This is a genomic window from Enterobacter cloacae complex sp. HYC080_NIDB (assembly GCF_056673325.1).
Window position 1 is genome coordinate 1,741,128 of the sequence record NZ_CP114212.1, and the last position, 26,907, is coordinate 1,768,034.

The 26,907-nt window shown below is 53.1% G+C and carries 27 protein-coding genes; 15 read left to right on the top strand and 12 right to left on the bottom strand.

What is annotated here, in order from left to right; all coding sequences use genetic code 11:
- Positions 1 to 102: 102 nt before the first annotated feature.
- The 5 genes from O1723_RS08220 to O1723_RS08240 all read right to left on the bottom strand — a co-directional run bounded on the left by O1723_RS08220 (position 103) and on the right by O1723_RS08240 (position 5,109).
- On the bottom strand, positions 103 to 819 hold the full coding sequence (locus O1723_RS08220; protein WP_023337450.1) for an ABC transporter ATP-binding protein: 717 nt from the start codon (positions 817 to 819) through the stop codon (positions 103 to 105).
- On the bottom strand, positions 816 to 1,691 hold the full coding sequence (locus O1723_RS08225; protein WP_248190961.1) for an ABC transporter ATP-binding protein: 876 nt from the start codon (positions 1,689 to 1,691) through the stop codon (positions 816 to 818). Before O1723_RS08225 ends, O1723_RS08220 begins: the two co-directional genes overlap by 4 nt.
- The gene (livM, locus tag O1723_RS08230; protein WP_023337448.1) at positions 1,688 to 2,962 is read right to left on the bottom strand and encodes a high-affinity branched-chain amino acid ABC transporter permease LivM; all 1,275 of its coding nucleotides are present in this window, start codon (positions 2,960 to 2,962) and stop codon (positions 1,688 to 1,690) included. The genes O1723_RS08225 and livM overlap by 4 nt, the downstream gene beginning before the upstream one ends.
- Positions 2,963 to 2,973: 11 nt before the next feature.
- On the bottom strand, positions 2,974 to 3,888 hold the full coding sequence (locus O1723_RS08235; RefSeq protein ID WP_014884371.1) for an ABC transporter permease subunit: 915 nt from the start codon (positions 3,886 to 3,888) through the stop codon (positions 2,974 to 2,976).
- Between the two features lie 99 nt (positions 3,889 to 3,987).
- Positions 3,988 to 5,109 (bottom strand): branched-chain amino acid ABC transporter substrate-binding protein, encoded by a 1,122-nt coding sequence (locus tag O1723_RS08240; RefSeq protein ID WP_023337447.1) that lies wholly within the window; start codon positions 5,107 to 5,109, stop codon positions 3,988 to 3,990.
- A gap of 413 nt (positions 5,110 to 5,522) precedes the next feature.
- On the opposite strand from O1723_RS08240, the gene O1723_RS08245 reads away from it, so the two are divergent.
- Positions 5,523 to 6,191, top strand: a complete 669-nt coding sequence (locus O1723_RS08245) for a YecA/YgfB family protein (RefSeq protein ID WP_014884369.1) — start codon at positions 5,523 to 5,525, stop codon at positions 6,189 to 6,191.
- A 34-nt stretch (positions 6,192 to 6,225) separates the two neighbouring features.
- Here O1723_RS08245 and tyrP read toward each other — a convergent pair whose 3' ends face one another.
- Positions 6,226 to 7,437: a tyrosine transporter TyrP gene (tyrP, locus tag O1723_RS08250; RefSeq protein ID WP_032645268.1), complete on the bottom strand. Its 1,212-nt coding sequence runs from the start codon at positions 7,435 to 7,437 to the stop codon at positions 6,226 to 6,228.
- Between the two features lie 231 nt (positions 7,438 to 7,668).
- Here tyrP and O1723_RS08255 point away from each other — a divergent pair, with 231 nt between their 5' ends.
- The gene (locus O1723_RS08255; protein WP_023330745.1) at positions 7,669 to 8,010 is read left to right on the top strand and encodes a hypothetical protein; all 342 of its coding nucleotides are present in this window, start codon (positions 7,669 to 7,671) and stop codon (positions 8,008 to 8,010) included.
- 36 nt (positions 8,011 to 8,046) lie between these two features.
- Here the strand turns inward: O1723_RS08255 and ftnA are convergent, their stop codons facing one another.
- The gene (ftnA, locus tag O1723_RS08260; protein WP_014884366.1) at positions 8,047 to 8,544 is read right to left on the bottom strand and encodes a non-heme ferritin; all 498 of its coding nucleotides are present in this window, start codon (positions 8,542 to 8,544) and stop codon (positions 8,047 to 8,049) included.
- Between the two features lie 197 nt (positions 8,545 to 8,741).
- Positions 8,742 to 9,080: a YecR family lipoprotein gene (gene yecR, locus O1723_RS08265; protein WP_014884365.1), complete on the bottom strand. Its 339-nt coding sequence runs from the start codon at positions 9,078 to 9,080 to the stop codon at positions 8,742 to 8,744.
- Positions 9,081 to 9,317: 237 nt separating this feature from the next.
- On the opposite strand from yecR, the gene azuC reads away from it, so the two are divergent.
- Positions 9,318 to 9,401 carry a stress response protein AzuC gene (gene azuC, locus O1723_RS08270; RefSeq protein ID WP_014884364.1) on the top strand — a complete coding sequence of 28 codons (84 nt, stop codon included), beginning with the start codon at positions 9,318 to 9,320 and terminating at the stop codon, positions 9,399 to 9,401.
- 109 nt (positions 9,402 to 9,510) lie between these two features.
- Positions 9,511 to 9,762: a DUF2766 family protein gene (locus O1723_RS08275; protein WP_014884363.1), complete on the top strand. Its 252-nt coding sequence runs from the start codon at positions 9,511 to 9,513 to the stop codon at positions 9,760 to 9,762.
- 42 nt (positions 9,763 to 9,804) lie between these two features.
- On the opposite strand, the gene O1723_RS08280 is transcribed toward O1723_RS08275, so the two are convergent.
- Positions 9,805 to 11,148 carry an anaerobic C4-dicarboxylate transporter gene (locus O1723_RS08280; protein WP_014884362.1) on the bottom strand — a complete coding sequence of 448 codons (1,344 nt, stop codon included), beginning with the start codon at positions 11,146 to 11,148 and terminating at the stop codon, positions 9,805 to 9,807.
- 154 nt (positions 11,149 to 11,302) lie between these two features.
- The gene (locus O1723_RS08285) at positions 11,303 to 11,806 is read right to left on the bottom strand and encodes a non-heme ferritin-like protein (protein ID WP_014884361.1); all 504 of its coding nucleotides are present in this window, start codon (positions 11,804 to 11,806) and stop codon (positions 11,303 to 11,305) included.
- 789 nt (positions 11,807 to 12,595) lie between these two features.
- Between O1723_RS08285 and araF the strand changes: the two genes are divergently transcribed.
- The 5 genes from araF (at position 12,596) to otsA (ending at position 18,545) form a co-directional block, all read left to right on the top strand.
- A complete protein-coding gene (araF, locus tag O1723_RS08290; protein WP_008500409.1) occupies positions 12,596 to 13,585 on the top strand; it encodes an arabinose ABC transporter substrate-binding protein AraF in 990 nt (329 codons plus the stop codon).
- Between the two features lie 71 nt (positions 13,586 to 13,656).
- Entirely contained in the window at positions 13,657 to 15,171 is a 1,515-nt protein-coding gene (gene araG, locus O1723_RS08295; RefSeq protein ID WP_014884359.1) for an L-arabinose ABC transporter ATP-binding protein AraG, read from the top strand.
- A 14-nt stretch (positions 15,172 to 15,185) separates the two neighbouring features.
- Complete coding sequence (araH, locus tag O1723_RS08300; RefSeq protein ID WP_014884358.1) at positions 15,186 to 16,166, top strand: arabinose ABC transporter permease AraH; 981 nt, start codon at positions 15,186 to 15,188, stop codon at positions 16,164 to 16,166.
- 176 nt (positions 16,167 to 16,342) lie between these two features.
- Positions 16,343 to 17,146, top strand: coding sequence for a trehalose-phosphatase (otsB, locus tag O1723_RS08305; protein WP_023337445.1), 804 nt, complete (start codon positions 16,343 to 16,345; stop codon positions 17,144 to 17,146).
- Positions 17,121 to 18,545, top strand: coding sequence for an alpha,alpha-trehalose-phosphate synthase (gene otsA, locus O1723_RS08310; RefSeq protein WP_014884356.1), 1,425 nt, complete (start codon positions 17,121 to 17,123; stop codon positions 18,543 to 18,545). Before otsB ends, otsA begins: the two co-directional genes overlap by 26 nt.
- A 16-nt stretch (positions 18,546 to 18,561) precedes the next feature.
- On the opposite strand, the gene uspC is transcribed toward otsA, so the two are convergent.
- The gene (uspC, locus tag O1723_RS08315; protein ID WP_014884355.1) at positions 18,562 to 18,990 is read right to left on the bottom strand and encodes a universal stress protein UspC; all 429 of its coding nucleotides are present in this window, start codon (positions 18,988 to 18,990) and stop codon (positions 18,562 to 18,564) included.
- A 793-nt stretch (positions 18,991 to 19,783) separates the two neighbouring features.
- Between uspC and flhD the strand changes: the two genes are divergently transcribed.
- The 6 genes from flhD (at position 19,784) to cheW (ending at position 25,228) form a co-directional block, all read left to right on the top strand.
- Positions 19,784 to 20,134 carry a flagellar transcriptional regulator FlhD gene (flhD, locus tag O1723_RS08320; protein ID WP_013096050.1) on the top strand — a complete coding sequence of 117 codons (351 nt, stop codon included), beginning with the start codon at positions 19,784 to 19,786 and terminating at the stop codon, positions 20,132 to 20,134.
- A gap of 2 nt (positions 20,135 to 20,136) precedes the next feature.
- Positions 20,137 to 20,715, top strand: coding sequence for a flagellar transcriptional regulator FlhC (flhC, locus tag O1723_RS08325; RefSeq protein ID WP_014884354.1), 579 nt, complete (start codon positions 20,137 to 20,139; stop codon positions 20,713 to 20,715).
- 123 nt (positions 20,716 to 20,838) lie between these two features.
- A complete protein-coding gene (motA, locus tag O1723_RS08330) occupies positions 20,839 to 21,726 on the top strand; it encodes a flagellar motor stator protein MotA (RefSeq protein WP_008500417.1) in 888 nt (295 codons plus the stop codon).
- Entirely contained in the window at positions 21,723 to 22,652 is a 930-nt protein-coding gene (gene motB / locus O1723_RS08335; RefSeq protein ID WP_014884353.1) for a flagellar motor protein MotB, read from the top strand. Before motA ends, motB begins: the two co-directional genes overlap by 4 nt.
- A gap of 4 nt (positions 22,653 to 22,656) precedes the next feature.
- Positions 22,657 to 24,705 (top strand): chemotaxis protein CheA, encoded by a 2,049-nt coding sequence (gene cheA / locus O1723_RS08340; RefSeq protein ID WP_023337444.1) that lies wholly within the window; start codon positions 22,657 to 22,659, stop codon positions 24,703 to 24,705.
- 19 nt (positions 24,706 to 24,724) lie between these two features.
- Positions 24,725 to 25,228, top strand: coding sequence for a chemotaxis protein CheW (gene cheW / locus O1723_RS08345; protein WP_014884351.1), 504 nt, complete (start codon positions 24,725 to 24,727; stop codon positions 25,226 to 25,228).
- A 103-nt stretch (positions 25,229 to 25,331) separates the two neighbouring features.
- Here the strand turns inward: cheW and O1723_RS08350 are convergent, their stop codons facing one another.
- Positions 25,332 to 26,591 (bottom strand): dicarboxylate/amino acid:cation symporter, encoded by a 1,260-nt coding sequence (locus O1723_RS08350; protein WP_023337443.1) that lies wholly within the window; start codon positions 26,589 to 26,591, stop codon positions 25,332 to 25,334.
- Between the last annotated feature and the right edge of the window lie 316 nt (positions 26,592 to 26,907).

Sequence of the window (26,907 nt, forward strand, 5' to 3'; positions counted from 1 at the left end):
CCGCATATAAAATATTGTATCGAACCAACGCGATCATTAAGGCATGGGATGGGCTAATAAGCAAATTTTATTTTTGCCCTTTGGGACCCGCTTAAGCCGACGTCACACCCCACCCAAATACGCCTTCCTCACCTCCTGATTGCCCAGCAGCTCCTCGCCGCTGCCGCTCAGGCGGATCTGCCCGTTAACCATCACATACCCGCGATCGGAAAGCTTCAGCGCGTGGTGCGCATTCTGCTCCACCAGGAAGATCGTCATCCCGTTGCGGGCCAGCTCGCGCAGCGTCTGGAAAATCTGTTTCACCACAATCGGGGCTAAGCCCAGGCTGGGCTCATCCAGCAACAGCAGCGTCGGACGGCTCATCAGCGCCCGGGCGATAGCCAGCATTTGCTGTTCTCCGCCGGACAGGGTCATCGCGCGCTGTTTACGCCGTTCTTTCAGGCGAGGGAACAGATCGAACATCGTTTGCATATCTTCGGCCGCAAACTGGTTGCCAATCGGGATGGTCCCCATCAGCAGGTTCTCTTCGACGGTCATATCCGGAAAGATACGTCTGCCTTCAGGTGCCTGCGCAATGCCGCCGGAGGCGACGTAGTGGGTGGATTTATGGCTGATGTCTTCGCCGCGATAAAGGATCTGTCCGTTGCGGATACGCGGCTGGCCAAAGATGGACATCAGTAATGTCGATTTACCCGCGCCGTTTGCGCCAATCAGCGCCACGGTTTCTCCTGTATTCACCTCAAGTGAGACCTCTTTCAGCGCCTGAATCACGCCGTAAAACACATCCACCTCGCGGAAGGCCAGCAGCGGTTCGCTCATAGGGTGACCTCGCTTTCATCCGTGCCAAGATAGGCGGCAATGACCTTTTCATCATGCTGGATCTGCGCGGGTTTCCCCCTGGCAATCACGTCACCGTGGTCGAGCACGATAATATCGTCCGAAATCTCCATCACCATCCCCATGTCATGCTCAATCAGTAATACCGTGATGTCATGATGATCCCGCAGAAAACGAATGATGCTGCTCAGCTTATGCGTTTCAACCGGGTTTAGCCCGGCGGCAGGTTCGTCGAGACAGATCATCTCCGGTCCGGTACACATTGCCCGGGCAATCTCCAGGCGCCGCTGCTGACCGTACGACATCTCCCCCGCCAGGCGATTGGCACAGTCCACCAGATCGACAGCTTCCAGACAGTAGAACGCTCTGTCGAGGGCGTCGCTTTCAGCCCGACGGTAGGCCGGGGAATTAACGATCCCGGCGAGCAGATTACGGTTAACGCGCATATGCTGTGCGACCAGCAGATTTTCCACGACCGACATCTCGCGAAACAGACGGATATTCTGGAAGGTGCGCGCCAGCCCGGCGCGGTTGACCAGGTGGGTTCCGCCAAACATTTTATAGAACAGACGCTGCCCGAACTGCGCGGGGTTAATCCAGTCACCCGGCTGAAATTTTTGCCCGAGTACCTGAATGACGTTGGTCGTCTTATTGCGGCTGGTAAATAAAATATTGCCGCCGGAGGCTCTGTAGAAGCCTGTCAGGCAGTTAAATACGGTGGTTTTTCCCGCCCCGTTTGGCCCAATCAGGGCAGTAATGGAACCACGCTGCACGTCCAGGTTGACGTCGTTTAGCGCCTTAATCCCGCCGAAGTGCATCATCAGATGTTCAACGCGCAATATCGTTTCGTTCATGGCGCGACGCCCTTACGCACGGCAAATCCGCTGCGGTTAATGCGGATCAAACCGCGTGGACGCCAGATCATCATCACCACCATCAGCATGCCAAACAGCAGGACCCGGTACTCGGCAAAACTGCGCAGCAGTTCCGGCGTGACCGTCAGCACAAAGGCGGCCAGCACCACGCCAAGCGTAGACCCCATGCCGCCCAGTACCACAATGGCGAGGATCAGCGCGGATTCAAAGAAGGTAAACGATGTCGGGTTCACGAACCCCTGATAGGTGGCGAAGAATACCCCGGCGATGCCCGCAGTCGATGCGCCCAGCGTAAAGGCCGACAGCTTGACCAGCACATGATTGAGCCCCATGGAGCGACAGGCAATTTCGTCTTCCCGCAGGGCTTCCCACGCCCGGCCGATCGGCATCCGCGTCAGGCGGTGCTTGATATAGAGCACCAGCATTACCACCAGAAACAGCACCGTATAGATAAAGATAAACTTCATGTTCGGGTTATAGGTGAGGTGGAAAAACTCGTGAAAAGGCACGCCGCCTTCTTTTGCGCGTCGTCCAAACTCAAGGCCGAAAAAGGTAGGAGGAGGGGCCGACACGCCATTAGGCCCGCCGGTGAACGTCAGCCAGTTGTTCAGGATCAGGCGAATGATCTCCCCGAACCCGAGGGTGACAATGGCCAGATAGTCACCGTGCATGCGCAGTACCGGAAAACCGAGCAGGGCGCCCGCGGCAGCGGCCATAATGGCCGCCAGCGGCAGCATGCTCCAGAAGCCTAAGCCGAGATACTGATACCCCAGCGCCAGGCCGTACGCACCAATCGCATAGAAAGCGACATACCCCAGATCCAGCAAACCCGCCAGACCCACGACGATGTTCAGCCCCAGCCCGAGAAGCACGTAGATCAGTCCGAGAATGGCGACGGTCAGCACATATTTGGTGGCGACAAACGGGAAGCAAATGGCAACGGCAATCACCAGGGGAATAATCCAGCGCATGCGGCTTTTGTATTCCGGTGGCCGGACATAAACACCTGCGCTGTCGGCTTCAAAACGTGCCTGAAAACGTGCACCTGGGGCGGTACTTAAAAAAGCGCTCAGCAGAAAACGACCCAGCATAACGATGCCGACTATCCATGCGAGTCGCTGCCCGGCGAAGTTAAAGCTGTATCCGTCCAGCACCACGCCGGCAATCGGGCCAAAAATGATTAACGCAATCAGGCCGGAAAAAATGGCGTCCAGAATACAGCGCTTAAGCGAAAAGCCGTGAGAGGTCATCGTATTCTCCTTCACACTTTGGCGACAATCGGGCGGCCAAGCAGACCCTGAGGGCGAAAAATCAGGATCAAGACCAGCAAGCCAAACGAGAACACATCTTTATAATCGGAGTTCACCATGCCGGAAAATTGCGCCTCGGCGACGCCCAGAATCAACCCACCGAGCATCGCGCCCGGCAGGGAGCCAATCCCGCCGAGCACCGCTGCGGTAAACGCCTTAATGCCAATCACAAACCCGACGTAGAAATCAAAGGTGCCGTAATTCATGGTGATGAGCACACCTGCCAGGCCCGCCATGGCCGCACCAATGACAAAGACCAGGGAGATAATCCGGTCGGTGTTGATCCCCAGAATGGAGGCCATTTTACGGTCCTGCTGTACCGCGCGGCACATCCGCCCCAGCCGGGTATGGTTGATTATCCAGGTCAGCACCAGCATGCCGGCAAACGAGGCGACCAGGATAAATACTTTGGTATAAGTTATTTGCACAAAACCTTCGCCCAGATGCAGACGAAGTACGCCGTCGAGCATGGTTGGCACCCCTTGCTGGCGCGGCCCCTGGCTCAGCTGCGCGTAGTTTTGCAGGATAAGCGACATCCCGATGGCAGAGATAAGCGGCGCCAGGCGCGTAGAATTCCGCAACGGCTTATAAGCAATACGCTCGATGGTCCAGCCGTACACCCCCGTAACGACAATGGTGAATACCAGCGTTCCCAGTATCAGCAGGGGGAATGACTGCAGGCCGAAGAAAGAGAGTAGCGCCAGGCCAATGGCGCAGAGGTAAGCGGAAATCATATACACTTCGCCGTGGGCGAAATTGATCATCCCGATAATGCCATACACCATGGTGTAGCCGATGGCGATGAGGCCGTAGACGGAGCCCAGCGTTAAGCCATTGATTAACTGCTGCAGGAAGAATGTACTCATCTTAGCGCGCTCGTTTTATAGGCTGCACATGGTGTGCAGCCTGATGTTTATTACGCGCCGGCAGGCAGGCCCGCCGACGTTGAGCGTGATTCCGTCCCGTTACTGCACTTCCTTATATTTTCCTTTGTCGTCCCACTGGTAAACCACGTAGTCGGAGACTTTCAGATCGCCCTTGCTGTCCCAGGCTTTTTTACCCATCACCGTGTCGACCGTATTCGCTTTTAGCCACTCGCTGGCTTTGGCGGAGTCCTTGCCGCCCGTGGCTTTAAACGCAGCAGCAATGGCCTGCACGGAAGCATAGGAGTAGAGGGTGTAACCTTCCGGTTCAAATTTAGCGGCGCGGAATTTCTCAATCACTGCTTTACCGTCCGGGATCAGGCGAGGATCTTTACCGAAAGTCATATAAATGCCGTTGGTATACTGTGGACCGCCCGCCGCCGTCACCATCTCTTCATTAACAATGCAGTCGCCGGAGAAGAATTTCGCCTGCACGCCCTGTTCACGCATCTGGCGAACCAGCGGACCGGCTTCCGGGTGACAGCCACCGAAGAACACCACGTCCGGTTTTTGCGCGCCAATCTTCGTCACCAGCGCGTTAAAGTCTTTTTCACCGCGCGATAACCCCTCGTACATCACATCCTTGATCCCGCGTTTCGCCAGTGCCGCTTTGGTGGCGTCTGCCAGCCCCTGCCCATAGGTGTCTTTATCGTGAATGATCGCCACGCGTTTGGCTTTCAGCTTATCAATGATGAAGTCGCTGGCAACCTGGCCCTGCTGGTCATCGCGGCCGCACATGCGGAACATATCGCTCATACCGCGTTCGGTGATCAGCGGGTTCGTCGAGCCGGGGGTAATGGAAATGATCCCCGCATCGCTATACACCTCAGAGGCGGGCATGGTCGATGAGGAGCAGAAATGGCCGACAACGGCGTTGACTTTATCCTGGTCGACTAAGCGGTTGGCGACAGCCACGGCCTGTTTAGGCTCGCACGCATCATCACCCTGAACCAGCTTGATTTTCTCACCGTTAATCCCGCCGGCAGCGTTAATATCTTCAGCGGCCTGCGTTGCGCCGTGCCAGTACTGATCGCCATAGGTGGCATTGGGTCCCGTAAACGGCCCGGCGACACCAATCACGATATCTGCCCGGGCGGAAAACGCCGTCACCAGACAACCAGCTAACACAAGAGACAGGGGAGTTCTGATTAATTTCAGCGACATTATTATGTTCCTTAGCAAAGAGGTTTTTGCACCACGGCGTAAACCTGAACGCCCAGGGCGCAGCCAATCCAAAACACGGGCAAGAACAAAATGCACTAAACGAACGGCATCCTGCATGATACGGCGAGGTTTCCATGCGCAGCGTCGCGCGAAGAACAGCAAGCAAAAACGTTGCCAGAATGGTTAACCCCTTGACGGGGTTATGACATCTTTGAGTATAGAGCGCCGCGTTCTGCCGCCCTGCGGCAGGAGAAGAAATTACAGCGGAGATCACATATCGTTAACATTAAAGCCCATAAGTTGTGCAAGGGTCACGATTTGCACACTTTTGCAGCAATGAAGACCTAAACTTCAGCCGGGAACGGCGTAAGAACTGTGTTAGGATCTTTTCCTTTTTATCAGGAGTGTCCGCGATGACGGAAGGTCCATTAAATGAAAGCGAAATGGCATGGCTGGAAGAGACTCTCATGTCTTACGGCCATGACGATGCGTCCGTGATTGATGTATCCGAACTGGACGGCATGCTTACCGCAGTGCTTTCCGGCCCTGTTGTCGTTGAGCCAGATACCTGGCTGGTGGCCGTGTGGGGCGGGGAGAAATACATTCCGCGCTGGAAAAACGATCGTGAAATGAACCGTTTTATCGATCTCTGCTTTAAGCATATGAACGACATTGCTGAGCGGCTGAGCGAATACCCGGACCAGTTTGAGCCGATGTTTGGATATAACGACGTCGACGGTGAGAGCTACACCGTGGTGGAAGAGTGGTGCTATGGCTATATGCGCGGCGTGGCGTTGACGGACTGGTCAGCCTTGCCGGAGTCTCTGAAGGCCGATCTCGAGGTGATTGCCCTGCACGGTACGGAAGAGAACAGCGAGAAGCTTGATGAACTGAGCGAAGAAGACTATATCGCCAGCATTGAGCGCATCCAGCCAGCGGCACTGCGTTTATATCAATACTGGGTAGATAACCCGCAGCAGCCGGAAGCAAAGAAGCCGATTGTGAACGGCACGAAGGTCGGGCGTAACGATCCGTGTCCTTGCGGCAGCGGGAAGAAGTTTAAGAGCTGCTGTTTGCATTGATAAAAAAGGGGCTAAAGATAGCCCCTTTTTTTATTTAACCCACTTCCGGCAACATGCCGGCGGCAATCAATACCTGCACCAGAATAATCACCACCCCACAGCTAAACACAATGCCCAGCAGCGGTTTTCCTCCCGCCACGCGGTACCCCTGCTGAGGATGCTGCTGGCGGCTCTTCCATGCCAGCAGGGAAGGGAGTAACAGTGCCAGGATCGACAGCGCCACGCCGGCGTAACCCAGCGCCATCACAAACCCGCGTGGGTAAAACAGCGCAAACGCGAGCGGCGGCAGGAAAGTAATTACCCCCGTCTGCAACCGCCCGCTAACCGTATTGCGACGCTGGAACAGGTCGGCCAGGTAATCAAACAGGCCGAGCGCCACGCCCAGGAACGAGGTCGCCAGCGCCAGGTCGGCAAACAGGTGGACCGCCAGCTCCACGTGAGGAGACGTGACGACCTCGCGAAGTGCCAGCAGAAAACCATTCAGGCCAGCGTGCTGCGCCATGAGTCCAATAAAGGTTGAAGAGTCAATGCTGCCCAGCGTCACCAGTTGCCAGAAAATATAGGCGATGAGCGGGATCGCGCTGCCGATAACAAACACGCGGCGCAGCTTGCGAATATCACCGTTCATATAGCTGACAATACTCGGTACGCTGCCGTGGAAGCCAAACGAGGTGAAAATCACCGGGATAGCGGAAAGCGCGAGCCCTTTTTCCAGCGGCAACGTCAGCAGATTAACCTTGTGCACATGCGGTGCCAGCAGGACCAGCATGACAATCAGAAACAGAATTTTGGCGCTGAAGAGAAAACGATTGAACAGATCGACCAGCGAGGTCCCCACGCAGACCACGCCGCCGCCGATGAGCGCAAAGAAGATTGCCCCCGTCGCCGGGGTAATGTCAGAGCCAAACCAGTCATTGACGCTGGAGGCGATGAGCTCCCCGGCCCCGCTAATATACGCGGCAGTCAGGGCGTACATCAGGAACATCATGCTACAGCCGGTTATCCACTGACCGTAGCGTCCCAGGTAGCGCGCCGCCAGTGAACCCAGACCGGTGTCGGCGGGCACGTGCTGGTAAACCTCAAGCAGTAGCAGCGCGGTGTAACACATCAGCGCCCAGAGTGTGCCAAGAAGCAGCAGCGTCATCCCGAATCCCACACCTGCAGCAGCCAGGGGCATTGCCAGCATTCCTGCGCCAATCGTCGTTCCGGCGACGATAAAAATACTTCCCAGGGTTCTGTTTCTCACGCTTTCCTCTACAACGATGGTGAATCGCGACAATTTCTGCGGCGCAGAGTAAGGGAAAAGCCGTAATTCGTCAAATCACCGTTACAAGGTGTGTAATAAAATCTTTACAGATTAGGCATGCTGTGATCCTTGATGGGGCGATGCCTACTTCATAAGAGCAATGTCACGGCGCAAATTTCAGGCGTAACGTAAACAACTCGTGCAAATAATAAAATAATGTGAGGGTTTTTTATGGCGGGGGAGAATCCATTTAAAGCGGCATGGAGCCGGGGAGGCAATCTGTTGTGCCATGGACACTGGATAATGAGCTGGCAGAACCAGCCTCTGACGCTGCCTGAGTCCCGCCGCGAAAAGGATATGGGCACCTGGGCAATCTATTCGGTTATTGATCCTGAAGATGAAACCTTTGCACAAGGCTTACAGGAAGATGAGTGGATTATTGAAAACGTTGACTGGCTGACAGACCTGTTTTTCGAGGTGGGTATTCCGCTTGAGACGGCCAGCTACCGCTATTTTTATCAGGCCGTCAATCCCCATGACTGGCGCTGTACCAGCTGCGCAGGATGTATGTAAATTAACGCGGTGCAGGAAACCCGCACCGCGTTGAAATTAATTCTGTGTATCGAGAGTGGAAAGTTCTTTATCAATAAAGTAAAGACCTTCACCTGATTTACCCACCAGGGATAATTTATCCAGCACGGATTTAAACAGCTTCTCTTCTTCATGCTGTTCTGCCACATACCATTGCAGGAAATTAAAGGTTGGATAATCCTGGCTGGTCATTGCCGCATGAACCAGTTCGTTAATTTTCTGCGTGATCAGCTGTTCGTGCTCGTAGGTGGCGCGGAACAGTTCATCGAGAGAATTATACTCGGCAAAAGGCGAGGCCACGGTCTCAATGCGCGGCAGGCTGCCGGTGTCGGTCAGATAATCAAACAGGCGCTGCATGTGGGTCATCTCTTCCTGCGCATGGCGACGCAGAAACGCGGCCGCACCTTCAAAGCTGTGGTAGCTGCACCAGGCGCTCATCTGCTGGTAGAGAAGGGATGAAAAGAGCTCAAGGTTCATTTGCGCATTGAGCTTGTCGATCATTTCAGTTTTCAGCATGGTGACGCTCCGGGTTATTATTACTGGTTCACAATGAGCGACACTATAATTTGTTATTTAATTATTTGCAAAACGTAAAATAAATATTCATTACTTCAAAATACGAATGGGAATAAAACGCATTGTCGGTTTTATATTAATGCGAATTGTTTTTGTTCTTAGTTAAATAAAGTGCCAGCAAACGCTGGCAGCTTGGATTAATACCAGGGATTATTTGACTTAGGGTTAACGGCATAACCCATGCATTTATACTGAATGGTCACGCTTTCGTTAAGGCACAAAGAGCCGCTTATCAGCGTACAGGTTTTGACGGGTTGCCCGTAGGCAGACGCGGTGGCATACCCCATACCCTGGCAGGCTTTCACTGCGGTGCCGTTATTTACATATTCGTCAGACCAGGCATTTTGCAGCACGGCCTGACCGTAATCGAGGCGGACAATGCCGTTTGGTGCGTCGAGGCTACTGATTTCCGCCTGACGGTTAACGCTGCATCCCGCGAGCAGCAGGATCGTACCGGCTACGATGACTCTTTTCATGGTTCGCTCTGAGTGGATGGAGATACGTTATCGTACCCGCAGAGACGTAGCCCAATGCCAGGAATAGCCGGACGATCTGCCTTCTCTCTTTGATTTTGTTCGCGGTTTTGCTGGCTAACAGGTGTTGCAGTAAATTTAATTGTGACGCACATCGCAAAAACATTGATTTTTGTGATGGTGGTCATATTATAGGCGCATTGACGATAAAGCTGTATGACAAGTTAATGGAGCATCACAATGAAACTGCGCAAAATCCTCAAAAGTATGTGGGCCAATTACTGCCGCACCTTTAAAGACGTGCCGCCGGGCGCCATGTTCTGATAAAAAAAAACCTGCTTCGGCGGGTTTTTTTGTTCCTGCTGGTGACGAAGGGGAGATGTCAGGGGCTGCGTTTTGATACTATGGCGGCCTTTAAATAAGGAGAAGCCCCATGTCACAAAACCTGAGCGCCGATCAGGAACTGGTCTCTGACGTTGTTGCCTGTCAGCTGGTTATTAAGCAAATCCTTGATGTTCTGGATGTTATTGCCCCAGTTGAAGTCCGCGAGAAGATGTCCACGCAGCTGAGAAACATTGATTTCACCAGCCATCCTGCCGCCGCTGACCCGGTGACGCTTCGTGCGATCCAGAAAGCCATCGCGCTGATTGAGCTGCGCTTCACCCCGCAGGGCGAGTCGCATTAATATCTGCAAACGGGCGACCGCGTAAGTCGCCCGTTGATGCCTTTAAAAGAAAGTCTGTACCAGCAGGTAGCTCGCCGCACACGCGCAGCTCACACCGATTAATCCGGGCAGAATGAAGCTGTGGTTAATGATGAATTTGCCGATGCGGGTGGTTCCTGAGCGATCGAAGCCGATGCAGGCTAAATCACTGGGATAGGTCGGCAGAACAAAATAGCCGTATGACGCCGGGAAAAAGGCGATCAGCATTTTTGGATCGATCCCCAGCATCAGCCCCATTGGCGCCACGGCCGTCAGGGCAGCCGCCTGGCTGTTCACCAGCTTCGACACCAGGAAAAGCACGATGGCATACGTCCACGGATGGCTTTTCACCACGCCTTCCAGCGCCAGTTTTAACTCGTCCAGATGCGCCTGGAAAAAGGTATCGCTCATCCACGCCACCCCGAACACCGAGAAAATCGCCACCATACCGGCCTTAAATACCGCGCCGTTAGAAATGGCTGAGGCATTGACCTTGCAGGCCATCAGCATCACGGCACCGGCAATGAGCATCATCATCTGAATGACCAGGTTCATCGACAGCGCCGTCATTTTGCCTTTCAGCTCGAAGGCGGGGCGCAGTTCAGGGAAGGCCCCGAGCAGGACAACCACGGCAATACCGGCAAAGAAAATCCAGGTCGACCAGTAAGCCTGCTTCGGAAAACGTTGATTCATTAACGTCTCCGTACCGCCATAGATAAACTCACGCTGCTTTGGATCTTTTAGTTTTTCCTGAAACTCCCTGTCGTCAGACAAATCTTTCCCGCGGCGTAAACTCCACAGGGCAGCAATGGCGACACCAAAAAGTGAAGCGGGAACCGACACGGCGAGTATTTCCAGGATCCCCCACGCGTGACCGATCCCATGCTGGGCGGCCAGGATGGAGACCAGCGACACGACGGCGACGGAAACCGGTGATGCCGTGATTGCCATCTGCGATGCTACCGATGCCACGGCCATTGGGCGCTCGGGTCGGATCCCTTTTTTCAGGGCGATATCCGCAATGATGGGGAACATGGTGTAGACCACATGGCCGGTACCGCAGAGAAAGGTCAGCATCCAGGTGGTAAACGGGGCGAGAAGCGTGATGTGCTGCGGATGTTTGCGCAGGAGGCGTTCGGCAAATTGCATCATGACATTGAGCCCGCCGGCAGTTTGCAGGGTGGCTGCACAACCAATCACGGCGAGAATGGTCAACATCACGTCAACCGGCGGCTTGCCGGGCTGGAGACCAAAGACAAAGCACAAAATAAAAAGGCCAATCCCGCTGATTAACCCAAGCCCCATGCCGCCGAAACGTGTACCCGTCAGCAGGCAGAGGAGAATGACAATAAACTCAATGGTGATCATGCTGCTCCCTCGTCAATGATTATGTAATTAAATAAATCATTACATGTTGTGTGGTTAATCATTGGGAGCGAGATCTGATTTGTTAAATCTCAGCAAAAGCAGAAGGTTGGCGCAGGGAAGGTAACCTGCTCCGAACGGGAGCAGGTCAAAAGCGTCAGTGATGCTGCACTGTGACAATGTCGAGCAGGTGGCGATCGGTTTGTTCCGGGCACAAACCTGCCTGTTGCGCATTATGGATCTCGTCCGCAAGGGTTTTCAGCAGCATTCCGTCCTGCTGCTGCTCTTTATCCATATCGCGCAGGAATTTCAGCGTGGTCATGTCATGCTGCGCTCTGGCTTCATCGGCCAGCTTGTTGAGTGTCGTGCAACGCTGTTCATACTCTTCCAGCGTCTTTTCAAACAATTCTTCCAGAGAAGAGTAATTATCGTTGATCCCCTCCAGGGCTTTAACAACCGGGTTTGCCCCCGCCGCTTTCAGGAAATTAAAGACGCGCATCATGTGGGTGACGTTGCTTTGGGCCTGTGAACGAAAGAACGTGGCAGAGCCCGTAAGGCTTTTCTCGGAACACCACGCACTGAGGTAAAGGTGCAGATTTGAGGCGTAAAACTCAAGGTTCATCTGCGCGTTAAGTTTTTGCATCATCGTTTGGGTAGCCATACTCATATCCTTATAGACTGTGGGACGTGATGTCCGTTGCTTAACCTGAGCGCCAGGCAAATACGAAGAAATAGAGCAGAAAAAGAGATTCTGCAGTGCCAAAGCTGACCGAAATTCACTTCCTGTGTTCGATATAAATAAGCATACCGTTGTCTTTAATTTAAGAAAAGTCTTAATCCCGCTGTTTTTACCATACATTACAAAATTTAATATAGTACAAATATGCAAATAGATTCCCATGAAATGAAATCTCACTATCTTACTAATAACAAAGGGATAGTCTGTTTTTAGTGCTGCGGTTTGTGTTTCGGGGGTATTGCGCCGGAATAATTATCTGGGAAAGCAATAAATACAGATAATTCATTTCGCATATATGATGTTTCATTAAAATTGTGCTAAATCAATTTTTGCCGGGAAATATATTTTCAGCGCGAGTGTGTTTTTTTGATGGAAAGCAGGGTGTTCCTTTCAACCCTTAGCCCCGGCGTGACAGGTCTAATGGCATCAGGGACTTCTTAGCTAATCTTATGGATAATTCTGCTCACCCCTCTTTTATTTGTCTGACAAATCCTGCCTTTTTTATGTCATTTTTCGCTGAATTTATGTACGCAATTACTGTAATTCTGCGGTGTGATGGGGCTCTCTTATGGATGATTAATTTCCCGCTAAAACTATCACCAGCAATAACGCTTATGACGAGGTAAGCGCTAATGCCTTGTTTTAAGTCCGATTAAATAAGAAGCACGCAAATATTCCCTACAGAAAAGAATGCTAAAGCTGGAGTTTACCATGCACAAATTTACTAAAGCGCTGGCGGCCATCGGTCTGGCTGCCGTTATGTCACAATCCGCTATCGCTGAGAATTTAAAACTCGGTTTTCTGGTAAAACAGCCCGAAGAACCCTGGTTCCAGACCGAGTGGAAATTCGCAGATAAAGCCGGGAAAGATTTAGGTTTTGAAGTGATTAAAATCGCCGTGCCCGACGGTGAGAAAACGCTGAACGCCATCGACAGCCTGGCGGCCAGCGGTGCAAAAGGTTTTGTTATCTGTACACCGGATCCGAAACTGGGGTCCGCCATTGCGGCGAAAGCCCGCGGTTACGACATGAAAGTCATTGCCGTTGACGATCAGTTCGTGAATGCCAAAGGCAAACCGATGGACAGCGTGCCGCTGGTCATGATGGCGGCGACCAAAATCGGCGAACGTCAGGGTCAGGAACTCTATAAAGAAATGCAGAAACGCGGCTGGGATGTGAAAGAGACCGCCGTCATGGCCATTACCGCTGATGAGCTGGACACGGCACGTCGTCGTACGACGGGCTCAATGGACGCGCTGAAAGCGGCCGGTTTCCCGGAGAAACAGATCTATAAAGTCCCGACCAAATCCAACGATATCCCGGGGGCATTTGACGCCGCGAACTCCATGCTGGTTCAGCACCCGGAAGTGAAGCACTGGCTGGTGGTCGGTATGAACGATAACACCGTGCTGGGTGGGGTCCGTGCGACAGAAGGCCAGGGCTTTAAAGCGCCCGATGTGATCGGAATTGGCATCAACGGCGTTGACGCCGTCAGTGAGCTTTCCAAAGCGCAGGCCACCGGCTTCTACGGTTCTCTGCTGCCAAGCCCGGATGTCCACGGCTACAAATCCAGCGAAATGCTCTACAACTGGGTAACCAAAGGCGCTGAACCGCCGAAATTTACCGAAGTGACCGACGTGGTGCTGATCACCCGCGACAACTTCAAAGAGGAACTGGCGAAAAAAGGACTGGGCGGTAAGTAATACGCTGTGATTGTGCCCCTTACTCGCCGTAAGGGGCCAGACGTACAGACTACAGGAATCACGGAGTCGTTATGCAACAGTCTCATCCCTATCTCTCTTTTCGCGGCATCGGGAAAACGTTCCCCGGTGTTAATGCGCTGACCGATATCAGCTTTGACTGCTATGCCGGACAGGTTCACGCCCTGATGGGGGAAAACGGAGCGGGGAAATCCACGCTGTTAAAAATCCTCAGCGGCAACTACGCGCCAACAACCGGCACGCTGGCTATTCGCGGCGAAGAGATGGCCTTTGCCGATACCACGGCGGCGCTTAATGCCGGGGTGGCCATTATCTATCAGGAATTGCACCTTATTCCCGAGATGACCGTGGCGGAAAATATCTATTTAGGCCAGCTTCCGCACAAAGGCGGCGTGGTGAACCGTTCGCTACTTAATTATGAAGCGGGGCTGCAGCTTAAACATCTTGGTCTGGATGTCGATCCCCAGACGCCGCTGAAATATCTCTCCATCGGCCAGTGGCAGATGGTTGAAATTGCCAAGGCGCTGGCGCGCAACGCCAAAATTATTGCTTTCGATGAACCCACCAGCTCGCTCTCCAAGCGTGAAATCGAAAACCTGTTCCGCGTGATCCGCGAGTTGCGACAGGAAGGACGCACCATTTTGTATGTCTCGCACCGCATGGAAGAGATATTTGCCCTGAGCGATGCCATTACCGTTTTTAAAGATGGGCGCTATGTGCGCACCTTTAGCGATATGCAGCAGGTTAACCATGACCAGCTTGTTCAGGCGATGGTCGGGCGCGATCTGGGCGATATCTATCACTGGAAGCCGCGCGAGTATGGCCCTGAACGCCTGCGGCTGGAAAACGTGAAAGCGCCAGGCGTGAGAACACCGGTTTCATTATCCGTCCGCAGCGGCGAGATCGTCGGGCTGTTTGGCCTGGTAGGGGCGGGGCGCAGCGAATTAATGAAAGGCTTGTTCGGGGGTACCCGCATTTCCGCAGGGCGGGTCTCCATCGACGGTGAGCAGGTTGATATCCAGAAACCCGCCCACGCGATCAGGGCAGGAATGATGCTCTGTCCGGAAGACCGCAAAGCGGAAGGGATCATTCCGGTGCATTCGGTGCGTGACAACATCAATATTTCCGCCCGCCGTAAGTTTATTCGCGCGGGTTGCCTGATAAACGACAGCTGGGAGTCGAGCAATGCCGACCACCATATTCGCTCGCTGAATATTAAAACGCCCGGCCCGGAACAGCTGATTATGAATTTGTCAGGGGGGAACCAGCAGAAGGCCATTTTAGGCCGCTGGTTGTCGGAAGACATGAAGGTCATTTTGCTGGATGAGCCGACGCGCGGTATCGATGTGGGCGCAAAACACGAGATTTATAACGTGATCTATGAACTGGCAAAACGCGGCGTGGCGGTACTTTTCGCCTCCAGCGATCTGCCGGAGGTGCTTGGCGTTGCCGACCGCATTGTGGTGATGCGTGAAGGCGAAATCGCCGGTGAATTACTTCATGAACAGGCGAATGAACAACAGGCGTTGAACCTCGCCATGCCTAAAGTCAGCCAGGCAGTCGCCTGAGTAAGGAGTTAATGATGTCCTCTGTTACTACATCCGGAGCGCCGAAGTCGGCTTTTAGTTTTGGTCGTATCTGGGATCAGTACGGCATGCTGGTGGTCTTTGCCGCACTTTTCGTCGCCTGTGCGATCTTCGTCCCTAACTTTGCCACTTTCATTAATATGAAAGGATTGGGCCTGGCCATTTCCATGTCCGGCATGGTGGCCTGCGGTATGCTGTTCTGTCTGGCCTCCGGTGATTTCGACCTGTCGGTGGCCTCTGTTATCGCCTGTGCGGGCGTGACCACCGCCGTGGTGATCAACATGACAGAAAGCCTGTGGATTGGCGTGCTGGCGGGTCTGTTACTCGGCGTGCTTAGCGGCCTGGTGAACGGTTTTGTCATTGCTCGTCTGAAGATTAACGCCCTGATAACCACGCTTGCGACGATGCAAATTGTGCGAGGTCTGGCCTATATCATCTCCGACGGTAAAGCGGTCGGGATTGAAGACGAGCGCTTCTTTACGCTAGGTTACGCCAACTGGCTGGGCCTGCCTGCGCCAATCTGGCTCACCGTGGCCTGCCTGATCCTGTTCGGCTTCCTGCTCAACCGGACCACGTTTGGCCGCAATACTCTGGCTATCGGGGGCAATGAAGAAGCCGCACGTCTGGCCGGTGTGCCGGTGGTGCGCACTAAGATTATTATCTTTGTCCTCTCGGGACTGGTTTCTGCCGCCGCCGGGATTATTCTGGCCTCGCGTATGACCAGCGGTCAGCCAATGACCTCGATTGGTTATGAGCTGATCGTCATTTCTGCCTGCGTTTTAGGGGGTGTTTCCCTCAAGGGTGGCATCGGAAAAATCTCATATGTGGTGGCCGGTATCCTGATTTTAGGGACGGTAGAGAACGCCATGAACCTGCTGAATATTTCACCGTTCTCTCAGTACGTGGTGCGTGGTCTGATCCTGCTGGCGGCGGTGATATTCGACCGTTACAAGCAAAAAGCGAAGCGTACCGTGTAACCCCGACGCTGACTTTTTATTGCTCAACTTATAACCATAGTTGACCCCTGAACCGCCTCGCCAGTTTTGCTGGCGGGGCGGTTGTCAAATGGCGAGCCCCATCACACTGTCTATACTTACATGGCTATGAAAGAGGTAAAGGCGTTTACCTCTCATCAACTGTAAGGAGGAAAAGGGTGGCTGACTCGTTAACCGCACCGCCTGTACTGCCCGGAAAATATGCTTTCTTTTTTGACCTCGACGGGACGCTCGCCGGGATCCAGCCGCATCCTGACGACGTGGTCGTACCGGATACGGTGCTAGAGAATTTGCAGCAGCTCTCTCGACTGAACGAGGGCGCATTGGCATTGATTTCAGGGCGCTCAATGGCCGAGCTGGATGTGCTCGCCAGTCCTTACCACTTTCCGCTAGCCGGTGTACACGGAGCGGAGCGCCGCGATATCCATGATCAACTGCATGTTGTATCACTCCCCGATACCTTAATTCAGGCGTTACACACTGAACTCTCCTCGGCGCTGGCGTCACTCCCGGGTACGGAACTGGAAGCGAAAGGCATGGCATTCGCCTTGCACTATCGGCAGGCACCGCATCACGAAGCAGCGATATTTGCGATTGCCCGTAGCGTGGCCGATGCACACCCGCAGCTCGCGCTGCAGCCGGGGAAGTGTGTCGTTGAGATAAAACCTGAGGGCATTAATAAAGGTGCTGCTATTGCGGCGTTTATGGCGGAACCGCCATTTAAGGGACGTATACCGGTATTTTTAGGCGATGATCTGACCGACGAGGCCGGATTTCGCGTGGTGAATCAGGCCGGAGGGATCGCCGTTAAGGTGGGGCCTGGTAACACTGTCGCAGAATGGCGTCTGGCAAATGTCGACGCCGTCTGGCAGTGGATATCTGATATCGCTAACCAGCAACAACAACAAATAGCGCAAAACAAAGGGGGAAACCATTATGGGTCGCTTAGTCGTCGTCTCTAACCGAATTGCACCGCCTGATGATAAAAAATCCAGTGCAGGTGGCCTGGCGGTAGGGGTGTTAGGTGCCTTGAAAGCTGCTGGTGGGCTGTGGTTTGGCTGGAGTGGTGAAATCAGTGAAGAAGAGAAACCGCTTAACAAAGTGACGCGTGGGAATATCACGTGGGCATCCTTTGCGCTGAAAGAGAAAGACTATGACGAGTATTACTCGCAATTCTCCAACGCCGTGCTGTGGCCTGCGTTTCATTATCGTCTTGACCTGGTCAAATTCCAGCGTGAATCCTTCGAAGGCTATTCGCGCGTCAACGCGCTACTGGCGGATAAACTGCTGCCTCTTATAGAGGAAGACGATATTTTATGGATCCACGATTACCACCTGCTGCCCTTCGCCCGAGAGCTGCGTAAAAGGGGAGTAAACAACCGGATTGGCTTCTTCCTGCACATACCGTTCCCGACGCCGGAGATCTTTACCGCACTGCCGCCGCATGAAGCGCTGCTGGAGGGGCTGTGTGATTACGATTTATTGGGCTTCCAGACCGAAAATGACCGCCTCGCGTTCCTGGATTCGGTGTCAGGTAAAACGCGACTGATGACAAAAGGCGGCAAGACCCATACGGCGTGGGGGAAAACCTTCCACACCGAAGTGTATCCGATTGGGATTGAACCCGACGAGATTGCGGATCAGGCTTCCGGCCCGCTGCCGCCGAAGCTGGCGCAGCTGAAGAATGAACTCAAGCATGTGAAGAATATCTTCTCGGTAGAGCGTCTGGATTATTCCAAAGGACTACCGGAACGCTTCCTGGCCTATGAAACGCTGCTGGATAAATACCCTCAGCACCACGGTAAAATTCGTTATACCCAGATAGCGCCAACGTCGCGCGGTGAAGTTCAGGCCTACCAGGATATTCGTCACCAGCTGGAAACGGAAGCGGGGCGCATCAATGGTCGCTATGGTCAGCTTGGCTGGACGCCGCTCTTTTACCTGAATCAGCATTTTGACCGCAAAATCCTGATGAAAGTCTTCCGCTATGCAGACGTCGGGCTGGTCACCCCGTTACGTGACGGGATGAACCTGGTGGCAAAAGAGTATGTGGCGGCTCAGGACCCGGCGGACCCGGGGGTACTGGTGCTTTCCCAGTTTGCCGGGGCGGCGAATGAGCTCACGTCAGCGCTTATCGTGAACCCTTACGATAGGGATGACGTGGCTAATGCCCTCAACCGCGCGTTGACCATGCCGCTGACGGAGCGCATTTCACGCCATGCTGAGATGATGGAAACGATCCGTAAGAACGATATTAATCACTGGCAGGCGCGTTTTATTCAGGATCTCCGCGAAATAACGCCGCAAAGCCATGAAGGCGATCTGCAAAAAAAGATCGCAACATTCCCTAAACTCGCCTGATATTCCTCCGGGGGGTTTACGACCCCCCAAGCGGCACTAACAGCACATCAACCTGGCTTGACGCGACAATAGATTTTGCCGCGCAAGCTGCGCGAGATAAAAAGCTGTGGTTATGGTTCCCGCAAATCACTAAATCAATATTCTGTTTGCGACACATGTCGAGAATATGAGCATTAAGTTCACCGGTCGCAATTACGGTCTCGTAAACAGGATATTGTGCCTTTTCTACCAACTCTCGCAGAAATTGCTGTGTTTCTTCCTGCAATACCTCACGAATATCTTCCAGCATGGGGGCTGCCAGCTGATTATACATCTCGGGTTCGGCTGCAAGCGTGATGAGGCTAATGCGCGCATTGCTGGGCCTGGCGATGGACACGGCCCGGGAAACAAGCAGATGGCTTTCGGGGGAAACAGCAACAGATACAAGCAGATGGGAGTAACTCATGTCGCACTCCTTAGATGTCTGAAAGACAGCGTGTGATCACCATTACCGCGAATGACCAGGATCTGCAAGAGGGGATTACGACATTAGTGTGAAGCTTATCATAATTATTCATTAATTATTCTTATAAGAAGAATAACTGAAAAACGCGTCTAAATGAAAAAAATTAACAACTTAACGTAAATCACACAATTTCCCTCTTTTGCCGTTAAATCGTTTTAACCCGTTATAAACATATTTCGAATGATCACGCTCTGAAACAATTTTTATGGGCGGCTTGCATAACTCTATGTTTTTTCACGGTAAGAAAAATGTTTCCTTAAGATGAGCATCTTGTGAAGGTTTCCGGGGCGCGCTCACGGCAGGAAAAGCACGATACATGCCAGTTCGCTTCACCCTTCTGCATGACTATTCGTCGATTAAGAATACAAAACTGTGCCAAATGGGCAAAAAATGAACAAACTACAAGTCATACTGATGGATTTATGGAGGATATTCACTTAAATTGTGTGACGTGGATCACATTTTTTTAAATTTGAGGGTGGCTGCATTGTATGTGGCAAATCTGACGAGTAGAGTTTGCGTCGAATTAGGAAAAATCTTAGTTATTTGTAAGAAATGATAAACCACGTAAGAGACGTTACTGCGTTTCGACTCTTGCGCGTTTCGATGAATACAAACCTAGATTCAACTATGCATTTAGCCTTTTCTTTTTATACCGGGTGATTTCCCGGCGACATCACGGGGTGCGGTCTTTCCGCATAAAAATAATAGTTGGTTATTCGGGATGGGAACAATGCATACATCCGAGTTGCTAAAACATATCTATGACATCAATTTGTCATATTTACTGCTCGCGCAGCGTTTAATTAGTCAGGACAAAGCGTCCGCGATGTTTCGTCTGGGTATTAACGAAGAAATGGCAACCATGCTGGGTGGTTTAACCCTCCCGCAGATGGTAAAACTGGCCGAAACGAATCAACTGGTTTGCCAGTTCCGTTTTGACAATCCGCAGACGATCACGCGTCTGACGCAGGAATCCCGTGTTGACGATCTGCAACAGATCCATACCGGTATTCTTCTCTCCACTCGCTTGCTTAACGAAATCAGCCAGCCTGATGACGCAGCCCGTAAGAAAAGGGCCTAGCAATGAGCGAGAAAAGCATTGTTCAGGAAGCGCGTGACATACAGCTTGCCATGGAGCTGATTACGCTGGGTGCTCGTTTACAAATGCTGGAAAGCGAGACTCAGCTGAGCCGTGGTCGCCTCATTAAACTGTATAAAGAGTTACGTGGTAGTCCCCCGCCGAAAGGCATGTTGCCGTTTTCGACAGACTGGTTTATGACGTGGGAGCAAAATATCCACGCATCGATGTTCTGTAACGCCTGGCAATACCTTCTGAAAACCGGTTTGTGTAGCGGCGTCGACGCCGTGATCAAAGCGTATAAACTTTACCTTGAACAATGCCCGCAGCAGGACGAAGGCCCCCTGCTGGCACTGACCCGCGCATGGACGCTGGTACGTTTTGTTGAGAGCGGAATGCTTGAATTGTCGCGCTGTAATTGCTGCGATGGCAATTTTATTACCCATGCTCATCAGCCTGTTGGCAGCTTCGCCTGTAGTTTATGCCAGCCTCCATCCCGCGCAGTAAAAAGACGTAAACTTTCCCGGGATGCTGCCGATATTATTCCACAACTGCTGGATGAACAGATCGAACAAGCTGTTTAACCCGAACGTGTGGGCAAGATTCCAGCAGCGGTAAGTCATTACCGCTGCTTTTTTTTACCCCTCAAACGGTAAACGCTACGAACTGAACGTCCTTGCCATAGTCACTAGCGGAAGGATGATGTCGTGCTTATCTTATTAGGTTACCTGGTAGTTCTCGGTACAGTTTTCGGCGGTTACATGATGACCGGCGGGCACCTTGGAGCACTCTATCAACCGGCTGAACTTATTATCATCGGCGGCGCAGGGGTAGGGGCTTTTATCGTTGGTAACAACGGCAAATCCATCAAGGGCACGTTGAAAGCCATTCCATTGCTGTTCCGTCGCTCGAAATATACCAAAAGCATGTATATGGATCTGCTGGCTCTGCTCTATCGCCTGATGGCGAAGTCACGTCAGCAGGGGATGTTCTCTCTTGAGCGGGATATTGAAAACCCGAAAGAGAGCGAAATTTTTGCCAGCTATCCGCGCATTCTGGCTGATGCCATGATGCTGGATTTCATCGTCGATTATCTGCGACTCATCATTAGCGGCAATATGAATACCTTCGAAATCGAAGCGCTGATGGATGAAGAGATCGAAACCCACGAAAGCGAATCTGAAGTGCCGGCCAACAGCCTGGCGCTGGTGGGTGACTCGCTTCCGGCTTTCGGTATCGTTGCGGCGGTGATGGGGGTGGTACATGCCCTGGCGTCGGCGGATCGTCCGGCGGCCGAACTGGGCGCGCTGATTGCCCATGCGATGGTAGGGACCTTCCTCGGTATTTTGCTGGCTTATGGTTTTATCTCTCCGCTGGCCAGCGTCCTGCGCCAGAAGAGCGCGGAAACCACCAAAATGATGCAGTGCGTGAAGATCACGCTGCTCTCAAACCTCAACGGTTATGCGCCGCCGATCGCGGTTGAATTTGGCCGTAAAACGCTTTACTCCAGCGAGCGTCCGTCGTTTATCGAACTTGAAGAACACGTGCGCGCGGTGAAAAACCCAAACCAACAGACGACAACTGAGGACGCATGAAAAACCAGTCCCATCCGATCGTCATCGTAAAAAAACGCAAGCACAAGGGCGGTGGGCATGGCGCGCACGGCTCGTGGAAAATCGCGTACGCCGACTTTATGACTGCAATGATGGCGTTCTTTCTGGTGATGTGGCTGATCTCCATCTCCAGCCCGAAAGAACTGATCCAGATTGCCGAATATTTCCGTACGCCGCTGGCGACGGCAGTGACCGGTGGGCCGCGTATCTCTAACAGCGACAGCCCCATTCCTGGCGGCGGTGATGATTACACCCAGCAGAAGGGTGAGGTGAAAAAAGAGCCGAACATCGACGAGCTGAAGAGGAAGATGGAACAGGCGCGTCTGAAAAAACTGCGTGGCGATCTCGATCAGCTGATTGAGGCTGACCCCAAACTGCGTGCGTTGCGACCGCACCTGAAAATCGATCTGGTGCAGGAAGGGTTGCGTATTCAGATCATTGATAGCCAGAACCGTCCGATGTTTAAAACCGGCAGCGCCGAGGTTGAGCCGTACATGCGCGATATTCTGCGCGCTATTGCACCGGTGCTGAACGGCATTCCTAACCGAATCAGCCTGTCAGGCCACACGGATGATTTCCCGTACGCCAGTGGGGAGAAGGGATACAGCAACTGGGAGCTTTCTGCCGATCGTGCCAACGCCTCGCGTCGCGAGCTGGTGGCCGGTGGGCTTGATGATGGCAAGGTACTGCGCGTGGTCGGCATGGCAGCAACCATGCGCGTCTCCGACCGCGGGCCGGATGACGCCATCAACCGTCGTATCAGTCTTTTAGTGCTGAACCAGCAGGCGGAGCAGGCCATCCTGCATGAAAACGCCGAAAGTCAGAATGAGTCACTGGACGATTTAAAACAGCCTGGGGCCGTTCCTTCGGCTGCCGTTCCAACATCGCCACCAGCCAATCCGAGGTGATAGCGTGAGCATGGATATTAGCGATTTTTACCAGACATTCTTTGATGAAGCCGACGAATTGTTGGCCGATATGGAGCAACATTTGCTCGACCTGGTGCCCGAAGCACCGGACTCCGAGCAGCTCAATGCCATCTTCCGTGCGGCGCATTCCATTAAGGGCGGAGCCGGAACGTTTGGATTTACCATCCTGCAGGAAACAACCCATTTAATGGAAAACCTGCTGGATGAAGCACGACGCGGTGAGATGCAGCTCAATACCGACATTATCAACCTGTTTTTGGAAACCAAAGATATTATGCAGGAACAGCTCGACGCCTATAAAAGTTCGGCAGAGCCTGATGCCGCCAGCTTTGAATATATCTGCAATGCGCTTCGCCAGCTCGCCCTGGAAGCAAAAGGTGAGGTCGCAGCAGCCGTTGTCCCTGCTGCAAAACTGAGCGTTGTCGATGCGGTTGGTGCCGGTGAAACCGCGCCAGCCGCTGCGCAAGCGGGCAAATTGCGTGTTGTGCTTTCACGCCTGAAAGAGAATGAGGTTAACCTGCTGGAAGAAGAGCTGGGTAACCTGGCGACGTTAAGCAATGTCGTGAAAGGCAAAGACAGCCTCGCCGCTACGCTTGATGACGGGATTGGTCAGGACGATATCGTGGCGGTGCTGTGCTTTGTGATTGAAGCCGACCAGATTGCCTTCGAAACCGAAACCGAAACCGAAACCGCCGAAGCGGAAGCTCCAGTAGCGCAGGAAGAGGTGGCCGTCATCGCTCAGGCTCCGACCCCGGCTGTCGCGCCTGCGGCCCCGGCGCTGAAAGCGGTGCCAAAAGACGCTGCTGCACCTGCACGTGGTGAAAAACCGGCCGCGCGCTCCAGCGAATCCACCAGCATTCGCGTTGCCGTTGAGAAGGTTGACCAGCTGATCAACCTGGTGGGCGAACTGGTGATCACCCAGTCGATGCTGGCACAACGTTCTAATGAACTGGACCCGGTTACCCATGGCGATCTGATCACCAGTATGGGTCAGTTACAACGTAACGCCCGCGATCTGCAGGAATCGGTCATGTCCATCCGTATGATGCCGATGGAATATGTCTTCAGCCGCTTCCCGCGCCTGGTACGCGATCTCGCGAGCAAACTGAATAAACAGATTGAACTGACGCTGATGGGTAGCTCCACCGAGCTGGATAAGAGCCTGATCGAGCGCATTATCGACCCGTTAACGCACCTCGTGCGTAACAGCCTCGACCACGGTATTGAACTGCCGGAAAACCGCATTGCTGCCGGAAAATCGCCGGTGGGCAATTTGATTCTCTCTGCGGAACATCAGGGCGGGAATATTTGCATCGAAGTGACCGATGACGGCGCGGGTCTTAACCGCGAGCGTATTCTGGCGAAGGCGATTTCGCAGGGCATGGCGGTCAACGAAAACATGACCGATGAAGAAGTGGGGATGCTGATCTTCGCGCCCGGCTTCTCTACCGCAGAGCAGGTGACTGACGTTTCCGGGCGCGGCGTCGGCATGGACGTGGTGAAACGTAACATCCAGGAGATGGGCGGCCACGTTGAGATCCAGTCTAAGCAGGGTTCCGGCACCACCATTCGCATCCTGCTTCCGTTGACGCTGGCGATCCTCGACGGGATGTCCGTGAAAGTGGCAGACGAAGTGTTCATTCTTCCGCTGAACGCGGTGATGGAATCCCTGCAGCCGCGTGAAGAAGATCTGCATCCGCTGGCGGGCGGTGAGCGCGTGCTCGAAGTGCGCGGGGAATATCTGCCGCTGGTGGAACTGTGGAAAGTGTTCGAAGTGGACGGCGCGAAGACAGAGGCCACGCAGGGCATCGTTGTGATCCTGCAAAGTGCGGGCCGTCGCTATGCGCTGCTGGTTGATCAGCTGATTGGTCAGCATCAGGTGGTGGTGAAGAACCTCGAAAGCAACTACCGCAAAGTGCCTGGTATTTCTGCCGCGACCATTCTGGGTGATGGTAGCGTGGCGCTGATCGTCGATGTGTCGGCGCTTCAGGGATTAAATCGTGAACAACGTGTGGCGTACACAGCCGCCTGATTAAGTAGAAGGTAAAAACATGACCGGTATGAGTAATGTAACGAAACTGGCGGGCGAGCCATCAGGACAGGAATTCCTGGTATTCACTTTAGGCGATGAGGAGTACGGCATCGATATCCTTAAAGTGCAGGAAATTCGTGGTTACGATCAGGTTACCCGCATCGCTAACACACCTGCTTTTATTAAAGGTGTCACCAACCTGCGCGGCGTCATTGTGCCCATCGTCGATCTGCGCGTGAAGTTCAGCCAGGGCGACGTTGACTACAATGACAACACCGTGGTGATCGTCCTGAACCTGGGGCAGCGCGTGGTGGGTATCGTGGTGGATGGCGTATCTGACGTGCTCTCTCTGACCTCTGACCAGATTCGCCCTGCGCCGGAGTTTGCGGTCACCCTGTCGACCGAATACCTGACCGGTCTGGGTGCGCTCGGCGAGCGTATGCTGATTCTGGTGAACATTGAGAAGCTGCTGAACAGCGAAGAGATGGCGCTGCTGGATATCGCGGCGAATCACGTAGCGTAGGTAAAAGCAAAACGGCAACCCGGTTGCCGTTTTTTATGTTTGCTCCCTCTCCCTGTGGGAGAGGGTCGGGGTGAGGGCATCAGGCCTCACCCCTTTCATATCCTTACGCTTCCTGCTTTACCAGCTCAGCTTCCGCTTCCCGCGCCCCTTCATTCTGCGACAGCATCGCGGTCGCAATCCCGTTCCCCAGCACGTTAATGGCTGAACGCCCCATATCCAGGAAATGGTCGATCCCCATCAGCAGCAGAATGCCCGCTACCGGGATATTAAAACTTGGAATGGTCGCGGCCAGCACCACCAGGGACGAACGCGGTACGCCCGCAATCCCCTTTGACGCCAGCATCAGGGTTAACATCAGTACCGTTACCTCTGAGAAACTCAGGTGAATGTTATACGCCTGGGCGATAAACATCGACGCGAACGAGCAGTACACCATCGACCCCACCAGGTTGAAGGAGTAGCCAATTGGCAGAACAAAAGAGGCGATATTGCGTGAGCAGCCAAAACGCTCCAGTTGCTCCAGCGTTTTAGGGTAGGCGGCTTCAGAACTGCTGGTGGTGAACGCCACCAGCACCGGGTCTTTCAACATGCTGACCAGGCGAAACACCTCTTTTTTCAAAACCATATAGCCCACGGCGAGCAATACCAGGCAGGTGAGAAGGATGGCAACATAGTAACCGCCAATAAAGGAGGCATAGTTCAACAGAATGCCTAAGCCCTGAGTGGCAATGACGGAGGAGATCGCCGCAAAGATGGCCAGCGGCGCAACGTACATCACGTAACCGGTTACCTTCAGCATGATATGGGAAACCACATCCAGCGCGGCAACCAGCGGCGCGTTGAATTTCTGCCCCAGCGACGCACCGCCGATACCGAAGAACATTGAGAACACCACAATCTGCAGGATCTCATTGTTCGACATCGCGCCTGCGATACTGGTTGGAATAGTGTGAGACAGAAACGCTTTCAGCGTCATGCCCCCAACGGCCAGACCGGTATCTACCGCCTCGGTTGGGATCGTCAGGTTCAGGCCACTTCCCGGATGCTCCAGCGTGACGATAAACAGTCCGACCAGAATGGAGAGCACCGATGAGCTGATAAACCACACCATCGCTTTACCGCCAACGCGGCCAATGGTGGAGGTTTCGCCCAGTTTCATAATGCCGACGGTCAGCGTACTGAAGACCAAGGGTGCAATAACCATTTTGATCAGACGAAGGAAGATGTCGGTCAGCAGGGTAATATTATCCGACCAGGCTTTAATGGCATCCGCAGATGCGTATTCATGAATTGCTGCTCCTGAAAGAATACCCGCCATCATGAATATCACGATGAAGAGTGTGAGTTTGTTTGCACTTGCCACGAAAAAAGACCCTCTATGCGCTTTAGATGTCGCCCGCGCCGATACATATAGATTTTTTATTACTGCGCGGGAAATTATTCGGCACATAAATTGACGCAAAGCGTAGGGGGATACAACAAGTTTTTAAGTTTTATTAATTTTGTTGTTAATGTGCAGACGATATATTGTGACGCTTATCACACTTTTGCGGATATATCCTCAGGCTTCGCGCCCGAATATTCTTTTATTTCGGTTTAACTTTCTGTTTTTAAAAAATAAATGCTGTCAATAAGACATAGGTTGTGACTACCCTGCGTCGGGTGGTCGAAGCGATATC